General features: G+C 67.5%; 21 protein-coding genes. 8 read left to right on the top strand and 13 right to left on the bottom strand.

Features of this window, described 5'->3' with window-relative positions; genetic code table 11:
- Positions 1-17: 17 nt before the first annotated feature.
- From AC5Y36_RS20105 to AC5Y36_RS20085, 5 genes are all read right to left on the bottom strand, one after another.
- The gene (locus tag AC5Y36_RS20105) at positions 18-1,223 is read right to left on the bottom strand and encodes a PPE family protein (protein WP_500042714.1); all 1,206 of its coding nucleotides are present in this window, start codon (positions 1,221-1,223) and stop codon (positions 18-20) included.
- 437 nt (positions 1,224-1,660) lie between these two features.
- Positions 1,661-2,389 carry a sirohydrochlorin chelatase gene (locus AC5Y36_RS20100; RefSeq protein WP_500042713.1) on the bottom strand — a complete coding sequence of 243 codons (729 nt, stop codon included), beginning with the start codon at positions 2,387-2,389 and terminating at the stop codon, positions 1,661-1,663.
- A gap of 34 nt (positions 2,390-2,423) precedes the next feature.
- Positions 2,424-3,152, bottom strand: coding sequence for a phosphoadenylyl-sulfate reductase (locus AC5Y36_RS20095; RefSeq protein ID WP_500042712.1), 729 nt, complete (start codon positions 3,150-3,152; stop codon positions 2,424-2,426).
- On the bottom strand, positions 3,149-4,828 hold the full coding sequence (locus tag AC5Y36_RS20090; RefSeq protein ID WP_500042711.1) for a nitrite/sulfite reductase: 1,680 nt from the start codon (positions 4,826-4,828) through the stop codon (positions 3,149-3,151). Before AC5Y36_RS20090 ends, AC5Y36_RS20095 begins: the two co-directional genes overlap by 4 nt.
- A 109-nt stretch (positions 4,829-4,937) precedes the next feature.
- Entirely contained in the window at positions 4,938-5,042 is a 105-nt protein-coding gene (locus AC5Y36_RS20085; protein ID WP_500042710.1) for an Ms4527A family Cys-rich leader peptide, read from the bottom strand.
- A gap of 247 nt (positions 5,043-5,289) precedes the next feature.
- Between AC5Y36_RS20085 and AC5Y36_RS20080 the strand changes: the two genes are divergently transcribed.
- Genes AC5Y36_RS20080 through hemW form a run of 3 tightly spaced genes read left to right on the top strand, consistent with a single transcriptional unit; the run spans position 5,290 to position 7,405 of the window.
- A complete protein-coding gene (locus tag AC5Y36_RS20080) occupies positions 5,290-5,814 on the top strand; it encodes an Rv1363c family protein (RefSeq protein WP_500042709.1) in 525 nt (174 codons plus the stop codon).
- A complete protein-coding gene (locus tag AC5Y36_RS20075) occupies positions 5,811-6,209 on the top strand; it encodes a transglycosylase family protein (protein ID WP_500042708.1) in 399 nt (132 codons plus the stop codon). Before AC5Y36_RS20080 ends, AC5Y36_RS20075 begins: the two co-directional genes overlap by 4 nt.
- Positions 6,210-6,247: 38 nt before the next feature.
- Positions 6,248-7,405, top strand: a complete 1,158-nt coding sequence (gene hemW / locus AC5Y36_RS20070) for a radical SAM family heme chaperone HemW (protein ID WP_500042707.1) — start codon at positions 6,248-6,250, stop codon at positions 7,403-7,405.
- On the opposite strand, the gene AC5Y36_RS20065 is transcribed toward hemW, so the two are convergent.
- Both AC5Y36_RS20065 and AC5Y36_RS20060 read right to left on the bottom strand, forming a co-directional pair.
- A complete protein-coding gene (locus tag AC5Y36_RS20065) occupies positions 7,406-9,301 on the bottom strand; it encodes a protein kinase domain-containing protein (protein ID WP_500042753.1) in 1,896 nt (631 codons plus the stop codon).
- A gap of 114 nt (positions 9,302-9,415) precedes the next feature.
- Positions 9,416-11,356: a serine/threonine-protein kinase gene (locus AC5Y36_RS20060; protein WP_500042706.1), complete on the bottom strand. Its 1,941-nt coding sequence runs from the start codon at positions 11,354-11,356 to the stop codon at positions 9,416-9,418.
- A gap of 483 nt (positions 11,357-11,839) precedes the next feature.
- Here AC5Y36_RS20060 and AC5Y36_RS20055 point away from each other — a divergent pair, with 483 nt between their 5' ends.
- Genes AC5Y36_RS20055 through AC5Y36_RS20045 form a run of 3 tightly spaced genes read left to right on the top strand, consistent with a single transcriptional unit; the run spans position 11,840 to position 14,726 of the window.
- Positions 11,840-12,847: a Rieske (2Fe-2S) protein gene (locus tag AC5Y36_RS20055; protein ID WP_500042705.1), complete on the top strand. Its 1,008-nt coding sequence runs from the start codon at positions 11,840-11,842 to the stop codon at positions 12,845-12,847.
- Complete coding sequence (locus tag AC5Y36_RS20050; protein WP_500042704.1) at positions 12,844-13,332, top strand: hemerythrin domain-containing protein; 489 nt, start codon at positions 12,844-12,846, stop codon at positions 13,330-13,332. Before AC5Y36_RS20055 ends, AC5Y36_RS20050 begins: the two co-directional genes overlap by 4 nt.
- Positions 13,333-13,391: 59 nt before the next feature.
- Positions 13,392-14,726, top strand: a complete 1,335-nt coding sequence (locus AC5Y36_RS20045; RefSeq protein ID WP_500042703.1) for a salicylate synthase — start codon at positions 13,392-13,394, stop codon at positions 14,724-14,726.
- Positions 14,727-14,774: 48 nt separating this feature from the next.
- Here the strand turns inward: AC5Y36_RS20045 and AC5Y36_RS20040 are convergent, their stop codons facing one another.
- From AC5Y36_RS20040 to AC5Y36_RS20015, 6 genes are all read right to left on the bottom strand, one after another.
- Positions 14,775-15,668 (bottom strand): MerR family transcriptional regulator, encoded by an 894-nt coding sequence (locus AC5Y36_RS20040; RefSeq protein WP_500042702.1) that lies wholly within the window; start codon positions 15,666-15,668, stop codon positions 14,775-14,777.
- Positions 15,668-17,137: a flavin-containing monooxygenase gene (locus tag AC5Y36_RS20035; protein ID WP_500042701.1), complete on the bottom strand. Its 1,470-nt coding sequence runs from the start codon at positions 17,135-17,137 to the stop codon at positions 15,668-15,670. The genes AC5Y36_RS20040 and AC5Y36_RS20035 overlap by 1 nt, the downstream gene beginning before the upstream one ends.
- A gap of 2 nt (positions 17,138-17,139) precedes the next feature.
- Positions 17,140-18,060: a ferritin-like domain-containing protein gene (locus tag AC5Y36_RS20030; protein ID WP_500042700.1), complete on the bottom strand. Its 921-nt coding sequence runs from the start codon at positions 18,058-18,060 to the stop codon at positions 17,140-17,142.
- Between the two features lie 14 nt (positions 18,061-18,074).
- Positions 18,075-18,914, bottom strand: coding sequence for an SDR family NAD(P)-dependent oxidoreductase (locus AC5Y36_RS20025; RefSeq protein ID WP_500042752.1), 840 nt, complete (start codon positions 18,912-18,914; stop codon positions 18,075-18,077).
- A 136-nt stretch (positions 18,915-19,050) separates the two neighbouring features.
- Positions 19,051-20,256: an alpha/beta hydrolase gene (locus tag AC5Y36_RS20020; RefSeq protein WP_500042699.1), complete on the bottom strand. Its 1,206-nt coding sequence runs from the start codon at positions 20,254-20,256 to the stop codon at positions 19,051-19,053.
- A complete protein-coding gene (locus AC5Y36_RS20015; protein ID WP_500042698.1) occupies positions 20,253-21,890 on the bottom strand; it encodes a (2,3-dihydroxybenzoyl)adenylate synthase in 1,638 nt (545 codons plus the stop codon). Before AC5Y36_RS20015 ends, AC5Y36_RS20020 begins: the two co-directional genes overlap by 4 nt.
- A gap of 101 nt (positions 21,891-21,991) precedes the next feature.
- Between AC5Y36_RS20015 and mbtG the strand changes: the two genes are divergently transcribed.
- Both mbtG and AC5Y36_RS20005 read left to right on the top strand, forming a co-directional pair.
- Positions 21,992-23,278 carry an NADPH-dependent L-lysine N(6)-monooxygenase MbtG gene (gene mbtG, locus AC5Y36_RS20010; protein ID WP_500042697.1) on the top strand — a complete coding sequence of 429 codons (1,287 nt, stop codon included), beginning with the start codon at positions 21,992-21,994 and terminating at the stop codon, positions 23,276-23,278.
- The gene (locus AC5Y36_RS20005; RefSeq protein WP_500042696.1) at positions 23,259-23,474 is read left to right on the top strand and encodes an MbtH family protein; all 216 of its coding nucleotides are present in this window, start codon (positions 23,259-23,261) and stop codon (positions 23,472-23,474) included. The genes mbtG and AC5Y36_RS20005 overlap by 20 nt, the downstream gene beginning before the upstream one ends.
- Positions 23,475-23,542: the final 68 nt, after the last annotated feature.

Here is a 23,542-nt window from a genome sequence, read left to right as displayed (position 1 = left end):
TCCGCAGAATCACCCGGCTATCCGCCGAAGGCGGGACGAGGCATGCTGAACTTGCGAGGTCCCACCCGCAGCACGCTGCTGACCGACGAACGCCCCGCCGCGCCGGCGACGGCGCCCATGCCGGCTGCCGGTGCCGCGCCGAGCATGCCCGGATTTCCGGCGGCCTCAGCGGCAGCGGTGGCTCCGAGATTGGATTCCGGTACCCACAGCGGCTCGTTGCCCAGCAGCCCCGGCGCAGCCGGCGGCGCCCAACTCTGCGGGACGGACAATCTGCCGACCGGTGCGGACCCGCCCATGTTCGCGGCCACCGGTGGGCGGGTGGCCGTCGGTGCCGGTTCGGCAGACTTCAGCGGGCCGGCGGCTTCGGGCGACGACGCCTTGGGAGCGGCACTGTGCGTTTCGATGTCGCGCTTGGCCGCGTAGAACATGCTGGCCGCCGAGGTGTAGGTACGGCTGAACGCCGCCTCGAGGCTGACCGGTCCCATCAACGTGTTGAATGCGCTGAAGCTGCTGAGCAGGCTGGTCCAGGGGTCCGCCGCCGTCGTCGCAGCCGTCTGCGAGGCCCCCGTGGACAGGGACTGAAGCTGTTGCGGCACAGCGGCCATCGTCTGGGACACCGTGTTCTGTGCTTGTTGGGCGCCAGAGGAGGCGAGGGCTTGAGCGACCGCGGCGCTCTGGGCGGACTGCCCGGCCGGATTCGTGGTCTGGGTCGGATCGCTGAACGGCGTCAGCCGTGTCGCGGCCGCCGAAGACGCGGCGTAGCCGTACATGGCGGCGGCGTCCTGCGCCCACATCTCGTCGTAGGCGGCCTCGGTGCTCGCGATCGCCGCCGTGTTCTGACCGAGGAAGTCGCTGGCAACCAGATTCGCCAACTGGACCCGGTTGGCCGCCACCAACGGCGGCGGAACGGTGGCAGCGAAAGCCTGCTCGTAGGCCGCTGCCGCGGTACGTGCCCGATTAGCGGCTTCCTCGGCGGTCGCCCCGGTGGTGGTCGTCCACGCCAAATACGGTGCGACGGCCGCCACCATCGTGTCGGATGCGTTGCCCAGCCAGTCTTCGCCGTACAGGTTGGAGATCACTGCGGTGTATCCGCGTGCGGCTGAATCCAATTGGCTCGCCAGCGCGTCCCAGGCCGCCGCGGCCGCCATCATCGGTGCTGAACCCGGGCCCGCGTACATCCGGGCCGAGTTGATCTCCGGTGGTAACGATCCGAAATCCGGCATGAATATCCTTTCTGATCCCGGCCGATCGGTCGGGGGCGTGGCATGAATCCAACTGACCTAAGCGCCTGCCGCGAAACGTGATTCGCCGACAGCGACCGCTCGCCGATCAAGAGTGATGCCCGGCCACCAGAACGGTGGGCGGATCGGTGCAGCTAGGTCAGCGCCGAGTGGAGCTGAAACATCGCCCAGCGGCGCCCAGCACGTCGCCGGCTGCCGCGTAACGCGGGTCGAGCTGGTCGCTGCTGGGCATGTTCGCTGTTCTCCTGCTGCGGTCAACGGCACTGGTCCGATGACACGGGAATTTTGATTAATGTTAACCAGAGACGGACCTTGGCAGCCGGGTGCCGGATCGCTTGAAATCCCCTGGGAAATCGAGCTGACCTGCGCTGATCGACTGTCGAAAGGTTTTTTCTCAGGCCGATTCGAACTACCGGCGCTCAGGCCGCGAGCCGGCCACGGGCCAGTGCGGCCTCGACGCGGTCCAGCACCGTCGCGGCGACCAACCGATGTGCGCCCAGCGGTTCGGCCATCGGGACGCCCAGACGGCGGGCGTAGCCGGCGACCCGGTCGGTGATCCGGCCGTGGGCCAGGAACCAGGGGGCGATCACCAACTGGGTGGCACCGTGAGCGCGCAGCCGTTCAGCGGCCGCGGCCAGCGTGGGCGCCGTTCCGCTGGCGAAGCCGACCTCGACTCCCGCCCAGCGGGTTCCGTGCGCCAGCGGAGCGGCCAGGCCGGCAGTGCGGGCGTTGGCGGCAGGGTCCGAGGAGCCCACCGCGGCCACCAGCACGCCGAGATCGGCGTCGAACCGGGACACCCCCCAGCGGGCCAGGCGCTCCCGCAACACGCTCAACAGACGCTCGTCCTCGCCGAGCACCTCGGCTTGCCGCACGGTGGCGCCGGTCTCGGCGATCACACCGGGGATGTCGGTGCGCGCGTGGTAGGCACTGGCCAGCAGCAGGGGAGCCACCACGACGTCACCAGACACCACCGGCAGCACGTCGCGCAGGTTGGGCGTGTTGTGCTCGCAAAACGCCTCCCGCACGTCGAGTTCGGGGGCAATCCGGCGCAGCTGGCCGGCGACTGCGCGGGTGTTGTCGGCAGCGCGGGGATCCGCGCTGCCGTGTGCGGTCAGCAGCACGGTGGTCACGGCGCCGCTGCTCCCCATCGCTTCACTCTGCATCGGCGCGACGCGGTCGGTCTCACGACGCGTGCAGCCCGCATTCCACCTTGGCGGTGCCCTGCCAGCGTCCGCTGCGCGGGTCGGCGCCCTCGGCGGGCTTGACGGTGCACGGGGCGCAGCCGATCGACGGGTAGCCCTCGTCGATGAGCGGGTTGACCAGCACATCGTGCTCGGTGATGTAGGCGGCCATGTCGTCATCGGTCCACGCCGCCAGCGGGTTGATCTTCACCAGACCGAACTGCTCGTCGTAGCTGATCAGCGGGGCGTTGGCGCGGGTGGGCGCCTCCACCCGCCGCAGCCCGGTCACCCACGCCGAGTAGCCATTCAGAGCCCGGGTCAGCGGTTCGACCTTGCGCAGCCGGCAGCACTCACCGGGGTTGCGGGCGAACAGATCCTTGCCCAGCAGCGCGTCCTGCTGGGCCACCGTGTGCTCGGGGGTGACGTTGAGGATCCGCACGTCATAGACCGCCTCGACCGCGTCGCGGGTGCCGATCGTCTCGGCGAAGTGATAGCCGGTATCCAGGAACAGCACCGGCACACCCGGGCGCACCTTGGCGGCCAGGTCCACCAGCACCGCGTCGGCCATGTTGGAGGCCACGACATAGTTGCAGGTCGCTGCCCCGCGGGGACCGTTCACCCCGCCGAAGTGTTCGTCGGTCCAGCGCAGCAACTCGGTGGCGTCGGCACCGTCCAGCTCGGCGGCGCCGCGCGCGGCGAGATCCCGTAGCTGCGCCTCGCTGTAGCTCATCGCAGGTCGTCCTCATCGGCGCGCACTACCCACTGCGCGAACCGTTCACCGTCCTCGCGGTGCTTGATGAAGTTGCGCACCACCCGGTCGATGTAGTCGCCGAGCTCGTTGTCGGCGACCTTGTGCTGGCGCAGTTTGCGGCCGAAGCCGCTGTCGGCGCCCAGGCTGCCGCCCAGGTGCACCTGGAAGCCGGGCACCGAGTTGCCGTGACCGTCGTCGATCATCTGGCCCTTGAATCCAATGTCGGCGACCTGGATGCGGGCGCACGAGTTGGGGCAGCCGTTCATGTTGACGGTGATCGGCACGTCCAACTGCGCGTTGAGGTCGTCGAGCCGACGCTCGAGTTCGGGGACCAGCGACTGCGACCGGGTGCGGGTCTCGACGAACGACAGCTTGCAGAACTCCAGACCGGTGCAGGCCATCACGTTGCGCCGCCAGTGCGACGGCGCCGACGGCAGACCCAGCGCGTCCAGGTCGGCGACCAGCTCGTCGAGCTTGTCGTCGGGGACGTCGAGAATGATCAGCTTCTGGTAGGGGGTCAGCCGGGCGCGGTCCGATCCCACCTTCTCCATCAGGTCCGCGACGGCGGACAGGATGGTGCCCGACACCCGGCCGGCGATCGGGGCGACGCCGACGGCGTTGGTCCCGTTCTTGAGCTTCTGCACCCCGACGTGGTCGATGGTGTGCGGCGGCTGCACCGGGGCGGGGCCGTCGATCAGCGGACGCTTGAGGTATTCGGTTTCGAGAACCTCGCGGAACTTCTCCGGTCCCCAGTCCTTGACCAGGAACTTCAACCGGGCCTTGGACCGCAGTCGGCGGTAGCCGTAGTCGCGGAAGATCGCGGTGACGCCCTCCCACACCTCGGGCACCTCGTCCAACGGCACCCACACGCCCAGCCGCTGGGCCAGCATCGGGTTGGTGGACAGGCCGCCGCCGACCCACACGTCCAGGCCGGGTCCGTGCTCGGGGTGGTTGACACCGATGAACGAGACGTCGTTGATCTCGTGCGCGACGTCCTGCAGGCCGGAGATCGCGGTCTTGAACTTGCGCGGCAGGTTGGCGTACTCGGGGTTGCCGATGTAGCGGCGCACGATCTCGTCGAGGGCGGGGGAGGCGTCGAGGACCTCGTCGAGCGACTCCCCGGCCAGCGGCGAGCCCAACATCCCACGCGGGCAGTCGCCGCACGCCTCGATGGTCTGCAGCCCGACCTCGGCCAGCCGGTCCCAGATCTCCGGGACCTTCTCGATCTCGATCCAGTGGTACTGCAGGTTCTGCCGGTCGGAGATGTCGGCGGTGTCCCGGGCGAATTCGGTCGAGATGGTGCCCAGGGTGCGCATGGCCTGCGCCGACAGCGCCTTGCCGTCGCAGCGCACCCGCATCATGAAGTACTTGGCTTCCAGCAGGTCGGCGTTCTCATCGCCGGTCCAGGTGCCGTCGTAGCCCTGTTCACGCTGGGTGTAGAGGCCCAACCAGCGGAAACGGCCCCGCAGGTCGTTCTTCTCGATGCTGTCGAAGCCCTGCTTCGAATACACGTCGATGACGCGATCGCGCACGTTGAGCGGCGCGTCGTCGAGTTTGAACTGCTCATTGCCGTTGAGCGGGGTGCGGTCGCCCAGCGCCCACTGACCTTCGGCCTTGGTCTTGGCCGGGCGGGGCTGCGTCGTCGGTGACGTCATAACAGGTTTCTCCCTTGCGGAGGAGCTGGCTCGATCGCGCACATCACCGGGGCTGTCCGGCGGCGCAGATCCGGCGGCCAGCTGAAATCAGGTGGGCAGGTCTACGACATCAAGGCAGACAGCGACAGCTGCAAACACGCTTGAAATCGATATGCCGCCGCACCACCAAGGCAACATCGAACTCGGTGCGGTGCGCGACGGTCACGTCCGTCATTCTGCCACACACCGCGCCCAGCCGCCTAACCAGGCGAAAGTTGCGATCACTGTGAGCGAAAGTCGGGGCCTGTTCGCGTTGATTCTGCGTCCACGGCGGCGTTCACTCGACCTTTTGCGCCGTGAACGCAGAATGAACGTGGCATTACCGGAGATGGTGTCGAAACGATAAATATCGGTGTGTCGGCCCCAGGTGAAATGCCGGCCTCGGGTGACCATGTCCTCGACCTTCAAGAGATGGGCGAGATATGGAATCTCCAGAAGACGGCGACACCGCCACACTGACCGACAAGCCGGGGCGACGACGGCCGAGACGTTGGCTCGACGTCGGCCTGGCGGTCGCCGTCGTGCTGGGCATCGGATACGGCGGATGGCAGCTGGTGCACAACCACCAGACCGATGTCGCACGTGCGCAAGCGCTTTCCGCCGCAGAGGACTACGCGCTGACGATGACCAACATCAACTCGGGGATCATCGACGACACCTTCGACAAACTCACCGCCGGCTCGACCGGTGAGTTCCGTGCGCAACATGCCAACTCCCGCGAACACCTGCGGGGGCTGATCCAGGGGCACCTCGCCACCTCGCGCGGCACGATCGTGGACTCGGCGGTGAAGTCGGCAACCACCGATGAAGTGGTGGTGATGGTCCTGGTCGACCAATCGGTGCGCAACGCCGCGAACCCCGATGCGGTGGTGGACCACAGCAGGCTGCGGATGACAATGCAAAAGAGCGACGGCCAGTGGCTGGCCAGCAAGGTGGAGCTGCTATGAGGCGGATGATCAGGCTGGCTGCGGGCGCGGTCGGGATGGCTGGGGCGGCGTTTTGTATCAGCGCGGCGACCGCGGACTCGGTGGACTGGCAAGCGGTCGCGCAGTGCGAATCCAGCGGCAACTGGGCCGCCAACACCGGCAACGGTTTCTACGGTGGCCTGCAGATCAAGGACTCCACCTGGGATGCCAACGGTGGCCAGACAAACTTGCCTTCGCAGGCCAGTCCGCAGCAGCAGGTAGCGGTCGCCCAGCGGATCTTGGCCACTCAGGGACCCAAAGCCTGGGGCAAATGCATGTCCCGCGCGCACAGCCGTGATCCCCAGGCCACCCCGGTGGGGTCGGTGACGCAGTACCTGAACACCCTGATCGACGACACGATTGGCTTCGGTCGCTGACCTGCCGGTTGCCCCGCAGCGTGGGATGATCGGTCGTCATGACCGCAGCCCTGCCCGATCTTCAGCTGACGCCCCACGGGCCGTTCGGGCTGTACCTGCACGTGCCGTTTTGCCTGACCCGCTGCGGATACTGCGACTTCAACACCTATACCCCCGCCGAGTTGGGCGGGGTCAACCCCGATGCGTGGCTGGCCGCGCTGTGCCGGGAGCTGGAGCTGGCCTCCGCGCGGCTGGGTGGGCCGACGGTTCACACGGTGTTCGTCGGGGGCGGGACGCCGTCGCTGCTGGGGCACCCCCGGATGACGACGATGCTCGACGCGGTGCGCTCGTGCTTTGAGCTGGCGCCCGATGCCGAGGTCACCACCGAGGCCAACCCGGAGTCGACGTCACCGGAGTTCTTCGAGGCGATTCGCGCGGCGGGCTTCACCCGGGTGTCGTTGGGGATGCAGTCCTCGGCGCCGCGGGTGTTGCGCGTGCTGGAACGGGTGCATTCGCCGGGACGGTCGACGGCCGCTGCTCGCGAGGCGCTGGCCGCCGGTTTCGAGCACGTCAGCCTCGATCTGATCTACGGCACGCCGGGGGAGACCGACGACGATCTGCTGGAGTCGGTGGATGCCGCGGTGGGTGCCGGCGTCGATCATGTGTCGGCGTACGCGCTGATCGTGGAGGACGGGACCGCGCTGGCCCGGCGGGTGCGCAGCGGTGAGCTGCCCGCCCCCGACGACGACGTTCTCGCTGCCCGTTATGAATTGGTGGACGCGCGGCTGTCTGCGGCCGGCTTCACCTGGTACGAGGTGTCCAACTGGAGTCGGCCCGGCGGGGAATGCCGGCACAACATGGGTTACTGGGACGGCGGCCAGTGGTGGGGTGCCGGGCCGGGGGCACACGGCTTCGTCGGGAACCTCCGGTGGTGGAATGTCAAGCACCCCAATACTTATGCCTCGGCGTTGGATTCCGGCGAGTTGCCGGTGGCCGATTTCGAGGAGCTGTCGCAGGCGGACCGCCACACCGAAGAGGTGATGCTGGGCCTGCGCCTGCGGCAGGGATTGGCGGTGTCGCGGCTTTCCGCCGCCGAGCGGGAGCGGGCCACCGTCGCGGTGGTCGATGGCCTGCTGACGTCCGAGGGTGAGCGGTTAGTCCTCACCGATCGGGGGCGGCTGTTGGCCGATGGGGTGGTGCGGAGTCTGCTGGGGTAGTCAGCGGGCGGGAGTGATGACGGACACCGTGTGGTGGCTTGCACTGGTGACATAGACGGTGTGTGTGGTTGGGCTGACTGCTACGCCCTGCGGCCCAGAGATGTTGAGGGTCTCGGTGACCTTGTTGGTGGTGGTGTCGATGACCGAGACGCTGTTGCCTCCGGTACTGGTGACGTAAGCACTGTGGGTGCTTGGGTCGACGGCCACGCCGAGCGGTTGGCGGCCGGTTTTGATTGTGGCGAAGACCATGTGACTAGCGCTGTCGACAACCGACACGGTGCTATCCCGACTGTTTGTGGCATAGACGGCGTGCGTCGTGGGGTCCACCTCCAGTCCCAGCGGGAAGGTGCCGACGTCGATGGCGCCTGTGACGGTGTTGGTCGTGGTGTCTATTACGGACAGGGTGCCTTCGTCGTAGTTGGCGGCGTAAGCGGTGTGAGCGGCGGGGTCGACCGCCACGCTGTACGGGTGTTTGCCGGTCGGGACCGTGGCGGTGACCTTATTAGTGGCCATGTCGATGACGGACACGGTGCTATCGAATCTGTTTGCGGTGTAGGCAGTGTGGGTGGTGACATCGACCGCTACCATCCAAGGATTCTTGCCAGTTGCGATGGTCGCCCTAACTTTGTTGGTTTTGGTGTCGATGACCGACACGGTGTCGTCTTCGAAATTCGCCACGTAGGCAGAGTGAATACCGGGCGCGACAGCCACCGAGCTCGGCCACTTGCCGACGTCAATTGTGTCGGCGACAGCGCGCGCCCCTTGCGCCGTGGCCGCAGCAGTTGAGGCTGAGTTGGCCGTCGATGGAGCCGGGTTGGCGCCTCGCCTGTGGACCCAGAACACGACCGCAGCTGTTGCCGCGACAACGAGGCAGATGGTGGCGGCGAGCGCGGCGACGCCGCGCCGCCGCCCTGGCTCCGCCAATCCGGGTGGGCGGGTGTCGGCTGCCGGTTGCGTAGTAGCGAGCGCGGTGGACGATGACGTGTTGAATTCCGCGGCGTCGTCGTAGGCGTTCGGGACGGTTGGCGCCCGGTATAGGGGAAGGGGAGCGGGTCGGCGTATCCCCGCTGCTGGACTGGACGTGGCTGCGGTGCCTGTGTGCAGGGAGGCATGCGCTGCGGCGGCGAGTTGTCCCGCGGTCTGGTACCGCTGCTCGGGATTCGCAGCCATGCCTCGGGCAACGACGTCGTCGAACGCCGCAGGCACGCCGGGCCGAATCAGGCTCGGCCGTGGCGACGGTCCGTGGACGTGGGCGTACATCTGTTGTTCGAGGCTGCGGGCGGGGTAAGGCGTTGTGCCGGTGAGGCATTCGTGTAGGACGCAGGTCAGGGCGTAGATGTCGGCGCGTTTGTCGCATTGTCCGGTGGTGAAGCGTTCGGGGGCCATGTAGGACAGGGTGCCGATGGCGGCGCCGGTGCTGGTGAGTTTGGTTTCGCCGGGGGCGTTGGCGATGCCGAAGTCGATGAGGTAGAGGAAGTTTCGCGGCGTGACGAGCAGGTTGGCGGGTTTGACGTCGCGGTGTACCAACCCGGCGGCGTGTGCGGTGTCGAGGGCGGCGGCGGCCTGTTCGATGAGCGCGACGGCGTGTTCGGGCGGCATGGGCCCGTGCTGTCTGAGCAGCGTCGCGATGTCGGTGCCGTCGACGAGTTGCATGGCGATGAACAGCCGCCCGTCGATTTCCCCGGAGTCGTAGATGGGTACGACGTGGGGTTCGCCGAGTCCGGCGGCGGCGCGGGCTTCCCGGCGGAACCGTTGCTCAAAGGAGGGGTCGGAGGCAGCTTGTGGGGGCAGCACCTTGATGGCGACCTCGCGGTGCAGTTCGGTGTCGAAGGCGCGATAGACCTGGCCCATGCCGCCGGCGCCCAGCAATCCGTGCAGGCGGTAGCGGCCGAACACCTCGTCCAACCCATAACCTCCCGATTCGCCGACACACGCCACGCTCACCTTACGGTCAGCAGCCGTCCCCAGATGACGGGAATTTTCGACGCCGCGGCCGACAAGCCAGAGCCCTCACCGATAGGGCGGGATCACCGACACGGTGCTGGCGGCGCTATTGCTGACATACACGGTGTGGGTGGTGGGGTCGACCGCCACGCCGTACGGCCGCTTGCCGACTTTGAGGACACCGGTGACGGTGTTGTTGGTGGTGTCGATCAGTGACACGGTGTCGTCGTCAGCGTTGGCGATGTACGCGGTGTGGATAGCGGGGTCGACAGCTACCCCCTGTGGTTTTCTGCCGACGTTGACCGTGGTGGTGACGGTGTTGGTGGTGGCGTTGATGACCGACACGGTGTTCTCGGCGCTGTTGGTGGCATAGACGATGCGAGCGACGGGGTCGACGGCTACCCCGTGTGAGCTCCTGCCGATGGGCACGGTCGCGGTGACGACGTTGGTGGTGGCATCGATCACCGATACCGTTTTGGCGCCGGCGTTGGTGGTGTAGACGGTGTGGCTGTTCGGGTCGATGGCCACCGCGTGCGGATAGGAGCCGACCGGGATGGCGGTGGTGACGGTGTTGTTGACGGTGTCGACGACGGACACGGTGTCGGAGCCCCAGTCGGTGGTGTAGATGGTGTGGGTGGTGGGGTCGACGGCTAAACCCTGTGGTTTCTTGGCGACCGGGATGGTCGCGGTGATCGAGGCCTTGGTGGTGTCGATGATCGACACGGTGTCGTCGCCCCAACTGGTGGTGTAGGCGGCGTGGGTGCCGGAGTCGACGGCCACCGCGCTGGGCGTCTCCCCGACATTGACGGTCTTGGTAACCGCGTTGCTGGTGGTGTCGATGACCGAGATGGTGTTGTCGTCCCAGTTGGCGGTGTAGGCGGTATGGGTTTCGGGGTCGACGGCCATGTTGGTCGGCGCTCGCCCGACCTGGATCGTGATGACCCCGGGCGTCGGCGCGTCAGCGCCGCCATCGGCGGCCGAGTTTTCCGGTGAGTCGTCGTGCCCGGAGCTCATGCGGTAGAGGATCCCCGCGGCCGCGACGAGCACCACGACGAACGCAACCGCGCACGCCGCAATCCAGCGTCGGCGTAGGTTACCTCGGGTCTGCGCCGCGCCCGGTAGGTTCCGCGCGGGAATCGTGGCCGCATCAGGTGCTGCCTTCAGGTGGGTGACGGATGGGTGGGTGGACGCTCCGGCGGCGCCGAGTGCGGCGCGGGCAGCCTTGGCGAGGTCGCCGGCACTCTGGTAGCGATCGTCGGGGTCTGCAGCCATGCCGCACGCGATAACGTCGTCCAGCGCGGCGGGGAGGTCGGTTTGGATTTCGCTGGGCTTGGGCGGCGGGCCGTTGACATGGGCGAACATCTGTTGTTCGAGGCTGTTTGCCGGGTAGGGCCTTGTGCCGGTGAGGCATTCGTGGAGCACACAGGTCAGTGCGTAGATGTCGGCGCGGTGATCGCAAAGTCCGGTGGTGAAGCGTTCCGGGGCCATATAGGACACCGTCCCGATCGTCGCGCCGGTGCTGGTCAACTTGGTTTCGCCCGGCGCGCGGGCGATGCCGAAGTCGATGAGGTAGACGAAGTCCTTCGCGGTGACCAGCAGGTTGGCGGGTTTGACGTCGCGGTGCACCAGCTCGGCGCCGTGGGCGGCATCGAGTGCGGCCGCGGCCTGTTCGATGATGCTCACCGCGCGCTCGGCCGGCAGCAGGCCGCGGTCACCCAGCAGGGTATGCAGGTCGGTGCCGCTGATCAGCTGCATGGAGATGAACAGTCGGCCGTCGATCTCCCCGGAGTCATAGATGGGGATCACGTGAGGTTCACCGAGCCCGGCGGCGGCGCGGGCTTCGCGACGGAACCGCTGCTCAAACGTCGGGTCGGAGCCGGCCTGCGGTGGGAGGACCTTGATCGCCACGTCGCGGTCCAGTTCGGTGTCGTAGGCGTGAAAGACCTGGCCCATTCCACCGGCGCCGAGCAACTCGTGCAGCCGGTAGCGGCCGAACGCCTCGTCCACCCCGCGACCTCCCGATTCGCCGACACGCGCCACGCTCACTTTACGGTTCGCGCGAAGGATCCACGGCGGGATTTGCCACGTTAGATCCGTGCCGCCGGGGTGAGCGTAGACCGTCCCTCGCATAGCGCGGATGCGGAAATAATCGATAGTGATATCCGCAAACCGTGAACAGCAATCCAGACTGTGAATGCGCTGTAAGCGACGTCGCTATGCGATCGCCAGCGCCCCGCTACAATCCGGGAACCTCCTGGTTGAATCCGATAAAACAGCAAGAAACCGGCTACTGGCCAGCGATCTCACAGCTGTCCGGCCGGTATCCGAGAGACGGCTGGACCCGTCCTTCGGCAAACTCGGGAGAATCCGCTACTGTAATCCGCAATTGCGGAAATATCAGAACCCGGCTTCGCGGTGCGGTCGGGCCGAGGTTGAAGGACCTGCCGACGGTGACGTCGGCGCGCCGCAGGTCGACAAAGGGACGGTGTGATGGTTATCGAGCGGGAAAATGTTGAGGATGGGTTCCATCGGGCCGGCACCCGGGTGCTGACCGTCCTCGGGCGTCAGGAGTGGCTGGATCGGCCGAGCTATCGCTTCGAAAACGCGCTGAGCTTCGTGTTCAATGCCTTCGGCGGTGCGCGTAATCGGGTGACCAACCTGCTCAACGGGGTCTGGCTGGGGCATCCGGTACACCCGCCGTTGGCGTCGTTGACCAGCGGTGCCCTGGGTACCACGGTGGCACTGGATGCGCTGAGCGTGCTGCCGGGTCGGCCCAAAAGTGAGCTGCTCGACGCTTCCCGGTTCGCGCAACGCGCGCTCGGGCTGGGCATCCTGGCCAACCTGGCCTCGGCGGTCACCGGCGTGACCGACTGGCAGCACACCCATGAACAAGACCGGCGGATCGGGGCGGTGCACGGGTTGCTGAACCTCGTCGCAACCGGGCTTTATATCCACTCGTGGCGGGACCGCCGGCGCGGCCGGCATCGGCGCGGGATGGTGATCAGTGCCGTCGGCTACGGCATCACCACCGGCAGCGGCTTCCTGGGTGGCGCGCTGGTGTTCGGCTCCGGGGTCGGCATCGACCAGTCCGGTCACCGGCTGCGGATCGACGACTGGACGCCGGTGCTGTCGGCCGCCGCGCTACAAAGCGGCAAGAAGCCGACCCGGGTCGACGTCGACGGTGTGGGCATCGTGCTGTGCCGCGACGGCGACTCCGTGTCTGCTCTGGGCGCCTACTGCCCGCACCTGGCCGCGCCGATGGAGGACGGCTGGCTCGATCGTGGCCGGCTGGTGTGCCCGTGGCACGGGTCGCAGTTCGACACCACGACCGGTCAGGTGGTGCGCGGGCCTTCGGCGGCGCCGCTGCCGTGCTACGAGGCCCGATTGCGCAACGGGATGATCGAATTACGTGACGGCGCACCGCAACCCACCGGCTCAGGCAGACACAAGTACCTGGAGGCCGCCGACGACGCGGCGGGGAAGGAAGCAGCGCAGTGAGCAACGCCTACGACGTTTTGTGCGCCCACCACGACACCCTTCGCGGGCTGGGCACCCGATTGAAGGCAGCGCCGGTCGGCTCGGCCGAACGCCAGGAGATTCTCGACGAACTGCTGCTCGAGTTCGACATCCACATGCGAATCGAGGATGACCTCTATTACCCGGCGCTGGCCGCCGCCAGCACCCTGATCGCCATCGCGCACGCCGAGCATCGCCAGATCTATGACGCGCTGGCGGCGGCGTTGCGGACCCCGGTCACCTCGCCCGACTACGAAGCCGAGTGGAACAGCTTCCTGACGGTCCTGGAGGCGCACGCCGACGAAGAGGAACGGGACTTGGTGCCGCCGCCCGCGCCGGTGAATCTCACCGAGGCCGAGCTGGAGGAACTGGGTGACGCGATGGCCGCGCGGATGCAGCAGTTGCGCGATTCGAAGTTCGAGCGGCTGCACGTGAAGGGCCGCGCGGCGCTGCTGCGGGTCCTTTGAGGGCCGAGTGCGGAGGGGCCGTCACCATCGCTTAGTAGGTTAGGCTACATTTACTAGCTGTGACGGAGGTGGGGGTCGAGGCGGGCGCGTCTATCGCGCTGATGGCCGGGGTGAGCCCGGCCGACCTGGCCGCCGCATTGGCCGCGGCGCTGCACGAACGGGACGGCGAGGAATACCTCCTCTACGAGCGCGACGGGGTGTGGACCCTGGCCATCGGCGTGCAGGCGAGTATCGAGCTGGACAGCGACGAACTGCGCATCGCGCGCGATGGCGTGGTGCAGCGCCAGTCGTGGTCGGGGCGCCCGGCAGCGGTGCTCGGCGAGGCCGTCGACCGGCTGCTGCTGGAGACCGACCAGGTGTTCGGCTGGATCGCCTTCGAGTTCTGCGCCCACCACTTCGGGTTGCAGGACCGCCTGGCGCCCGGGACCCCACTGGCCCGGATGTTCTGGCCGCGCACCCGGATCGTCGTCACCGGCCAGGAGATTCGCGCCGTCGGCGCCGACGACCACCAGCGCGCGGTATTGGACGGGTTACTGGCTGACGGGGTGCCGGGATTGGCCGCCCCGTCACCGATCTCGGTGCTGGACGACGCCGGCGGGTACCGCAGTAGGGTGGCGACGGCGGTCGACGAGATCGGTTCGGGCCGCTACCACAAGGTGATCCTGTCGCGGTGTGTCGATGTGCCGTTCGCGCTGGACTTTCCGTCGACGTATCGGCTGGGACGCCGCCACTCCACCCCGGTGCGCTCCTATCTGCTGCACCTGGGCGGAATTCAGGCCCTGGGGTATAGCCCGGAGCTGGTGGCCGCGGTCCGACCCGACGGTGTGGTGATCACCGAACCCCTGGCGGGGACCAGGGCGTTGGGCCGCGGGGCGGCGCTGGACCGAGAGGCTCGCGAGGACCTGGAGTCGGATCCGAAAGAGATTGTCGAACACGCCATCTCGGTGCGTGCCTCGATGGGGGAGATCGCCTCGGTCGCTGTACCCGGCAGTGCCGCGGTCACCGATTTCATGACGGTGCGCGAACGTGGCAGCGTGCAGCACCTGGGCTCAACGGTCAGTGGGCGCCTGGATCCGGCGCGCGACCGGATGGATGCCCTGGAGGCACTCTTTCCGGCGATCACCGCGTCGGGCATCCCGAAGGCGGCCGGCATCGACGCCATCCTGCGTCTCGACGAAGGCCCCCGCGGACTGTATTCCGGTGCCGTCGTGATGTTCTCGGCCGATGGCGGCCTGGATGCCGCGCTGGCGCTGCGCACGGCCTACGCGTGCGAGGGTCGGACCTGGCTGCGGGCAGGCGCCGGCATCATCGACGTCTCCACGCCGGAGCGCGAGTTCGAGGAGACCTGCGAAAAGCTGGGCACGCTGGCGCCGTATCTGGTGGCGCGCCCCTAAGCGCGAACAGACGCAAATGTGCCCTTTTCAGCCCGAAATTGGGCACATTTACGTCTGCTCGGCCTTGGTGAGGTAGTCGGTCAGCAGCTGGCCGACCATGGACTCGATGGTGGACTCGATCGACGACGCCAACGTCGCGGTCACCGAGGCGACGGCCTGGGTGCGGAACCGCACCAGCATGGTGAGCAATTCGGCGATCTCGGTGTCCGCGGGCAGCGGCTCGCCGGGACGGATCCGTTCGATGACGTGTTCGGCGCCGGCCCGCACCAGCATGTCGCTGATCGCGTCGATGTGCGGAAGGCTCGTCTCGTACAAGTCGACCAGCTTGTCGATACTCAGGCCGTATCCGCGGATCTCGTTGAATGCCTCGATCAGTTTGGGCCGGGTGATGGTGGCGTTCGCCCCGTCGACCCGGATCAGTCCCAGCCTCACCAACCGATCGAACGCGGGCGGGTCGTCGATGAGCTCTTCGACATGCGTGCGCGCCATGGTCTGCGGCCGTTCGGTGGTCCAGGTCCCCGCGATCGCAGTCTCCAACCCGAGTACGTCGCCGAGGTTCTTGCCCTCCTCCCAGGCGCTGAGCATCTCCCGGACGTGCGCGATGTTGTAGCCGCGATCCAGCATCGAGGTGATCAACCGCAGCCGGGTCAGATGGGTGTCGTTGAACAGCGCGATCCGTCCCACCCGCAGCGGTGGCGGCAGCAGGCCGCGGTCCCGGTAGACCCGGATGTTGCGGGTGGTGGTGCCGGCCAGCCGGGCCAGGTCGTCGATCCGGTACTCGCCGGAGGTGCCGCCGGAATGCGGGTGGCGCACCGCAGCGTCGAACAGCTGCGTCACCGCGTTCTCGATGACGTCGCGGGACTGGCGTTGCATCCGGCGCGGCACCCGTCGCAGGTTGGCCAGCACACCGGCGATGGAATCGGGGCGTCGGTCCGGGGTCATCAGGCCGGGCGCGCCGCCGCGTCGTAGTCGGCGAATCGGAAGTCACGCATCTGCCGAAGATACTGGGTGGCGGTTCCCGGGTACATCGACGCGTTGAATCCGTCCTTGGTCAGATACCAGCTGCGGCAGCCGGACATCCACGTCGTATTGGCGAGTCGGCGCTGGATGCGGGCGTTGTGGCGGCGCTGGACGTCGTCGCGCACGTCGAGGTAGCGCAGGTTCTTGTCGAGGATGGTGGAAATCGCGCGCACCACGTAGTCGAGTTGGCCCTCGACGTACACCAGCAGCGAATTGTGGCCGGGCCCGGAGTTGGGGCCGGTCATGAAGAACAGGTTGGGGTAGCCGCTGGCATGGATGCTCTTGTAGGCCTGCGCGCCGCCGGCCCATTCAGCGGCCAGTTCCCGACCGTCGAGCCCGCGGACCGGGAACGGCGGGCCGGTCAGGTGCACGTCGTAGCCGGTGGCGAACACGATGGCATCCAGATGGTGCTCGACACCGTCGCTGGTGCGGATACCCGCCGGGCTCAGGGTGGCAATCGGCCAGTCGATGAGCTTGCAGTTGTCGCGCTGCAGCGCCGGGTAGTAGTCGCTGGACAGCAGCATGCGTTTACAGCCCGGCGTGAAATCCGGGGTGAGTTGGCGCCGCAGCCACGGATCCTTGACCGCCAGCCGCAGATGGGCCTTGCCGAGCTGCGCCACCAGTCCGCTCAGCGGCGTATCCCACACCAGGGCGGTGGCGCTGGCCTCATGTCCCCAGAACAGTGCCTGCCGCGCGAGCTGTTGGGCGCCAGGGACTTTACTGAACAGCGTCTGCACGGCGGGAACCATCGCGACATCGAGGCGAGGCATCACCCAGCCCGGGGTGCGCTGGAAAACCTTGACGAACTCGGCACGGTTGACCAGTTCCGGGATGATCTGAATGGCGCTGGCGCCGGTGCCGATCACACCGACCCGCTTCCCGCTGAAGTCGTAGTCGTGATCCCAGCGGGCGCTGTGGATCTTGTGCCCGGTGTAGGAGTCCAAGCCGCGGATGTCGGGGAAGCTGGAGTCCGGCAGTGGTCCCGACGCCAAGACCACGGTGCGGGCGCGGACGCGTTTGCGGCCCACCCGTGCGGTCCACACCCCGGCGTCCGCGTCGAATGACAGCCCGTTGACCTCGTGACCGAAGCGGATGCGGCGGCGCAGATCGAAGCGGTCTGCCAGGTCTTCGATGTGCCGGCGGATCTCGGGGGCCGGGGAATAGGCGCGCGACCAGGTCGGGTTGCCGGCGAATGAGAACGAATACAGCAGCGACGGAATGTCGCAGGCCGCACCGGGATAGCTGGTGTCGCGCCAGGTACCGCCGACAGCGTCGGCGCGCTCAAGGATCACGAAGTCCTCGACGCCGGCCTGCGTGAGTTTGATCGCGGCGCCCAGGCCGGAAAAACCGGCGCCGACGATCAGCGTCTGATAGGTGTGCGCGGGTGCCATGTTCAGGCCGCAGGCTCGTGGGTGAGTTCGTTGAACCAGGACGGAATCGGTTTGAGTAGCCGCTTGGGATACAAGCCGGACAGCCATACCGTGGGGTTGGCAACCAGGTGGTACGGGCTCTCCGGGTTGGCCAGCCAGCCCGAGTAACGTTTGATCACCTGGTAGGCCGGCACCCGGCGGGTGCGTTCGCCGCGGTCACCGAACTGCTGGAATCGCATGAACGCGGCGTAAAGTCGCTGCGGATCCAGACCCATGCCGATGATCTCGTTGCGTACCCGGTTGAACAGCGGGACGGCCATCAGCGCGCCGATGATCACCCCGGGGGAGGCGACGTTGCCGACGAACTCGATCGCCAGTCTTCGGACGTCGGCATGCCCGATCATGTCCAGTACCGCGAAATCCACGGCGAGGTGCCGTGATTCGTCGTTGTTGATCTTCTCGAACACCTGGTGGCACACCGGGTCGTCGACCTCTTCGAGGAGGAACTTCAGCAATGCTCCGTCCAGTGCCACTTCCAGCATGGGGATCGCTGTGCCCAGCAGCGACAGCGGCATATCGTCGGAGTAGCTGTCCAGCCATTGCATGGCCAGCCGGATGTTGACGTTGGGTTCGGGCATCTCGCCGTCGTCGAGCATTCCCCACCGCTTCATCAGCGCCAGTTCAGCGTTGGCGTGGCGCTGCTCCTCGGCGTGGAAGTACCGGTAGATCTCGGCGATGGTCGGGGTGGGTGCCTTGCGGGCCAGGGCGGCGAATCCGCGGGCGCCGATGTTCTCGATCCAGCACAGATCAGCCATGAACGCCTTGAGCTTGGGCCGCATTTCGGGTCGGATCACCTCTGCGCCAGGGGCATTCCAGTCGATGTCGGCCAGCGCCCACTGCCGGTCCTTGATCTTGGCGAGCATCACATCCATGTCGATGGTCATCAGCAGACCCTCCTCTACAGACTGCCCCCGGCCCGGTACAGCAGGCCGATTGAACGGGTGAACGATTCCGGAGCGAAACGCTTGACATTCCAACCGATTTTGGCTTCCAGCTGGGGCATGCAGTACAGGCCGCCGCGGTCGTGGGTATCCAGGCAGTCCCGGGCCACCTTGGCTGCCGAGAGTCCGGTCCAGCGCATCAGCCGGGCGGCCATTGCGGTGGATTGTTCGGTGATCCGTCCGGACTCGACAATGTTGGTCTTGACGAATGTCGGGCACAGTGCGGTGACCGCGATCCCCGTACCGGACAACTCGGCGGCGAGGGTTTCCGACAGAGACAACACGCCGGCCTTGCCGACGTTGTAGGCGCCCATGCCGGGCGCGGCGCCGAACGAGGCCGCCGATGAGACGTTGATGATGCCGCGGGGACGGTCGGTGCGGGATTCGCGCAGGATCGGGGTGAATACGTGGCAACCGTGGATCGGACCCCACAGGTTCACGCCCAGCGTCCAGTGCCAGTCGTCCAGGGGCATCTCACCGATCGGGCTGCCGCCGGCGCCGACGCCGGCGTTGTTGATCACCAGGGTGGGTGGGCCGTCGAACCAGGACTGCGCCTGGTTTGCGAGCTCATTGACCTGGTCGATGCTGGACACATCGCAGAGCGTCGCGATGGCGCGCCCGCCCTGGTCGGTGATGGCGGCCGCGGTGCACTGCGCGGAGGGTTCGTCGATGTCGCTGCACAGCACGGCGCCGCCACGACGGGCGAGTTCGAGCGCGAACGCCGCACCGATTCCGCTGCCGGCGCCGGTCACCACCGCCGAGGCGTCGTGGCTGCGTTTCGGCGATCGTCCGAACATCATCGACTAAGTCAACAACCAATGGTGACATTCGTCAATGGCAATGTTGGTCCGTGGGAATATCCCGCGCGAACGTGAAGCGAGGTTCGCGCTCGCATTCGAACGTGAAGCCAACGTCACGCCGGAAGCGACGGGGTCAGCCGGGAAGGACGCCGCCGATGCTTGCCGCGATTCCCGCAACTACCGGGATCAGGCGCTGGCCGACGCGCGGCGGGAGCGCGTCCAGCACCGCTGCCCGGTCGGCCAACTCGTCGAACTCGCCGCGGCTGACCGCGACGGCGATCGCCAGCGCGGCGGGTTCACGCGTGCTGAGCGCGCCGTGCGCCATGGTCGGGAACTGAATCAACGTGGCATCCGGGATGAGCGCCGCGATGCGTTCGGCCACCGCCGGGGGCGTGGTCAGATCACGGCCGCCGGAGAGCACCACGGCGGGCCAGTTGAACGTCGGCAGTTCGGCTGTCAGGTCATAGGGTTCGGACTCGAAGTCTTGTGTGCGGTAGCCGATGTCACGCATCGCGACGGCGGGGTCCAGCGGCTGCCCGTCGGGCTGACCGCCGTAGTTGAGTTCCCGGAATGCGATGCGGGCAACAAGATCCGGCTCGTTGCGATAGGGGGCCACCCGCGTCATCAGTTTGGCGATGCGGATCAGATGACGCCACACCCGCGTTCGGCCGCGCAACAGCAGGTCGAGGTGACGGTCCAGCAGCGTTGGTCCGCCTATGCCGTACAGCGTGGCCGCGACCTGGCCGCCGAGCGGGGTCATCACGCCGGAATCGACGAGAGCATGCACCTTGGGTGCCAGTGCGCCGGTCTCCGGATGAGTTCCGTCCCACAGTAATTCCCGGATGGCTGCACGTACCTCGGTGAGGTCATCTTGGCAGAGCAGCGGCGAGTCCAGAATCATCGCGTGGACTCGGTCGGGATGTCGGACGCCGAGGCCCTCGGCGATGTAGGTGCCGTAGGACAGGCCGTAGATGACGGCGGTGTCCACCCCGGCGTCGTCGAGCACGGCGGCTATGTCATCGACTACTTGATCGACGCTGAGCGCTTGCGGCGGAAGATCGGCGCCGGCGTCATCGCGCCGCGATAGGCCTACCCCACGGTGTTCGACCATGATGACGTCGAGTCCCGCGTCGGCGGCGCGGCGGCGAATCCCCTTGAACGCCACCGAGGCGACACCGGGCCCGCCCGGGATGATCACCAGCGGATGGGCGGAGACCGGCCCGTTGCGCACGTAGTACAGGTCGAAGCTCTCGGTGCTGTCCGGGGTGACGGGTCGACGCACCGACGTCACCCCGGGCAGGGCGGCCAGCTTGGCGTGCAGCCGCCGGGTGCGGCTCACCCGCATGCCAGCCCGACGATCGCCTTCTTGTCGACCTTGCCGACGGCGGTGGTGGGAAATGTGGTCATCGGCATCAGGGTGTCCGCCCGGACGTGTGTCGCCACTCCGCGCTCATCGAGGTAGCGGTTCAGCTCGCTCAGCGACACCGGCCGGCCGTCGAAGATCACTGCCACACAGATCTTCTCGCCGAGGTACTCGTCGGGTAGCGGTATCGCGGCCGCGGACCGGATCGCGGGATGGGTGAGCAGGTGTTCCTCCAGATCGGCGGCGGCGACGGTCTCACCGGCGCGCTGGATGACGTCCTTGACCCGTCCGGTCACCTCCAGATACCCGTCCGCGGTACGACGGACCGTGTCGCCGCTGCGGTAGAACCCGTCGGGGGTGAAGGACCGCTCATTGGCGGCCGCCGCCCGGAAGTAGCCGTTGATCGTGTAGGGGCCGCGCACCAGCAACTCGCCCTCGGCGCCGGCCGGCACCTCGGTGCCGGTGTCGTCGACCACCCGCACCTCGTCGGCGTCGCACAGCGGGCGGCCCTGGGTGTTGTCCAGCACCTCGTCAGCGTCGTCGAGCCGGGTGAAGTTGAGCAAGCCCTCGGCCATCCCGAACACCTGCTGCAGGCCCGGTGTCAGAGCATCGCGCACCCGCCGGGCGTCGGGGGCGGCCAGCTTGGAGCCGCCGACCTGCAGCAGCCGCAACGACGTCGGCGTGACCGGCTCCCAGTCGCAGGCCTGGGCCCACAGGTTGGCCAGCGCGGGCACCAGGGCGGTGACGGTGACGCCGTGGGCGGCGATGGTGGCGAACGCCGACTCCGGGCTGGGGTCGGTGGTGAACACCGTCGTGGCCCCGACCGAGATCGCTCCGAGCAGGCCCGGGCAGGCGAGCGGGAAGTTGTGCGCGGCGGGCAGCACCACCAGGTACACGTCCTGGGCGGTCAGCCGGCACAGCGCCGCGCTCGCCGTCGCGTTGTAGACGTAATCATTGTGGGTGCGGGGGATGAGTTTCGGGAGGCCGGTGGTGCCGCCGGAGACCAGCAGCAGGGCCGGTGCTTCGGGATCGGCCGGCTGCCGGGCGGACGGTGGGTTGTTGTCGGCGCACAGCTGCCGCCAGGAGGTGAACGGCCCGGGGTCGCCGTCGACGATGACATGGCGCAGCCCGGGATGCTCGGCAGCCAGGGACTGCGCCATTGCGGGGTAGTCGAATCCGGCGTCCGCGTCGGGGATCAGCACGGCGGTGGCGCCGCTGACGGCAGCGAAGTGGCTCATCTCCGTGGCGCGGTGACCGGGCAGGCACAGCACCGGGATCGCGCCGGCCCGCATCAGCCCGAATAGGGCGATGGCGAACTGGCAGGTGTTGGGCAACTGCAGCAACACCCGGTCGCCCGGCGTGATGCCCAGTCGGTGTAGGCCGGCCGCCGCACGGTCAGCCAGGGCATCGAGTGCGGCGTAGGTGTGGCTACTGTCGGCATCGGCCACCGCGATCCGCTCGGGCCAGGTTTCCGCCGCCTGCCGCAATAGGGAATCGACGCTGTCGCCGGTCCAGTAGCCGGCCGCGCGGTAGGCGGCCGCCCGGTCCGGGGGAAAAGGATCAAACCCGTCCATGCTCCCTCGGGGGCGTGTGTTCCGGTCGTCGAACATCGTGTAGCGTACACGAAGTTAGGGCAGCCTGGGCTAATTAGGGAGGGTGGGCTGGTGGGCATTCGTTCTCCGCGGGCCGTCCGCCTCGACTCAGGTCCGCGATGAGCGGGACGCTCGCGGTCATCGGGGCCGGCGCCAAGGCGGTGGCTGTTGCCGCGAAAGCGGCGGCGCTGCGCCAGATGGGCATCGACACCGTCGAGGTCGTCGCGATCGAACGTTCGGGAGTCGCCGCGAACTGGGGGGCCGGCGGCGGCTGGACCGATGGTCGGCAGTTGTTGGGGACCAGCCCGGAAAAGGACCTCGGCTACCCGTACCGCTCGACGCTGGCGCCCGGGCGCGCCGCCGAACTCGATGAGCGGATGATGCGGTGGAGTTGGCAGTCGTATCTGGTGGCGACCGACCAGTTCGTCGGCTGGATCGATCGGGGTAGGCCGGCACCCACCCACGACACCTGGGCACGCTATCTGCGTTGGGCTGCCGAGATGGTGGGCTTGAACGTCGTCCATGGCGAAGTCGTGCGCATCGCAGCCAACGAATCGGGCTGGGAGTTGCACACCGGTGAGGCGACGCTGGCCGCCGACGCGCTGATGGTCACCGGTCCAGGCCAGCCGGAACGGTCGGTCGTCTCCGGCGACCCACGGATTCTGTCGATCGCCCAGTTCTGGCAGCGCACCGCGAGTCATGACCGGATCGTCGCCGAGAAGGTGGCGGTCATCGGTGGTGGCGAGACCGCAGCGTCGATGCTCAACGAGCTCTTCCACCACCGGATTTCGTCGATCACCGCGATTGCGCCGCAGGCGACCCTGTTCACCCGGGGCGAAGGCTACTTCGAGAACTCACTGTTCTCCGATCCCACCGACTGGGGCAGCCTGACGGTCGCCGAGCGGCGCGACTGCATCGCCCGCACCGACCGCGGCGTCTTCTCCACCCGCATGCAGGAGTCGCTGCTGGCCGACGAACGGATCAGACACCTGCGGGGCCGTGTCGCCGACGTCGTCGACGATGACAGCCAGGTCTGGATCACGCTGCATACCGACCGCGCCGGTGAGCGGGTCGAGACGATGCACGGCTTCGATTTGGTGATCGACGGATCGGGGGCGGATCCGCTGTGGTTTGTCCCGCTGTTGAGCCAGGACGTCGTGGACCGTCTGGAGCTGTCGCTGGGTGGGTCGCTCAGTGGCGAGCGGCTGGAGGAGTCCATCGGACATGACCTGGCGATCACGGGTGTGACCCCGAAGCTGGTGCTGCCCAATCTTTCCGGCCTGAACCAGGGGCCGGGATTCCCGAACCTGAGCTGTCTGGGGTTGTTGTCGGACCGTGTCCTGGGCGCCGATCTGGCTGTTGCGACGCCCCCGCTGGAGAGAAGCGATGAGTACCAATCCGTTTGACGACGACAACGGCACGTTCTACGTCCTGGTCAACGACGAGGACCAGCACAGCCTGTGGCCGACGTTTGCCGCCGTGCCGGAGGGCTGGCGGGTGGTGTTCGGTGAGGACACTCGCGCGAACTGTCTGGCGTACGTGGAGGGACACTGGACCGATATGCGGCCCAAGAGTCTGCGCGAGGCGATGGCCCGCGACTAAGCCGGCGGCCGGTTGGTGGATCTGCCGTGGCGGGTGTGTGTGTAACGACGGTACGGGTTTGCGTGCGC

It is taken from the genome of Mycobacterium sp. NGS50, from assembly GCF_059812545.1.
The sequence above is the reverse complement of the archived record's forward strand: the minus strand, read 5'-3'. Positions and strand labels throughout refer to the sequence as shown.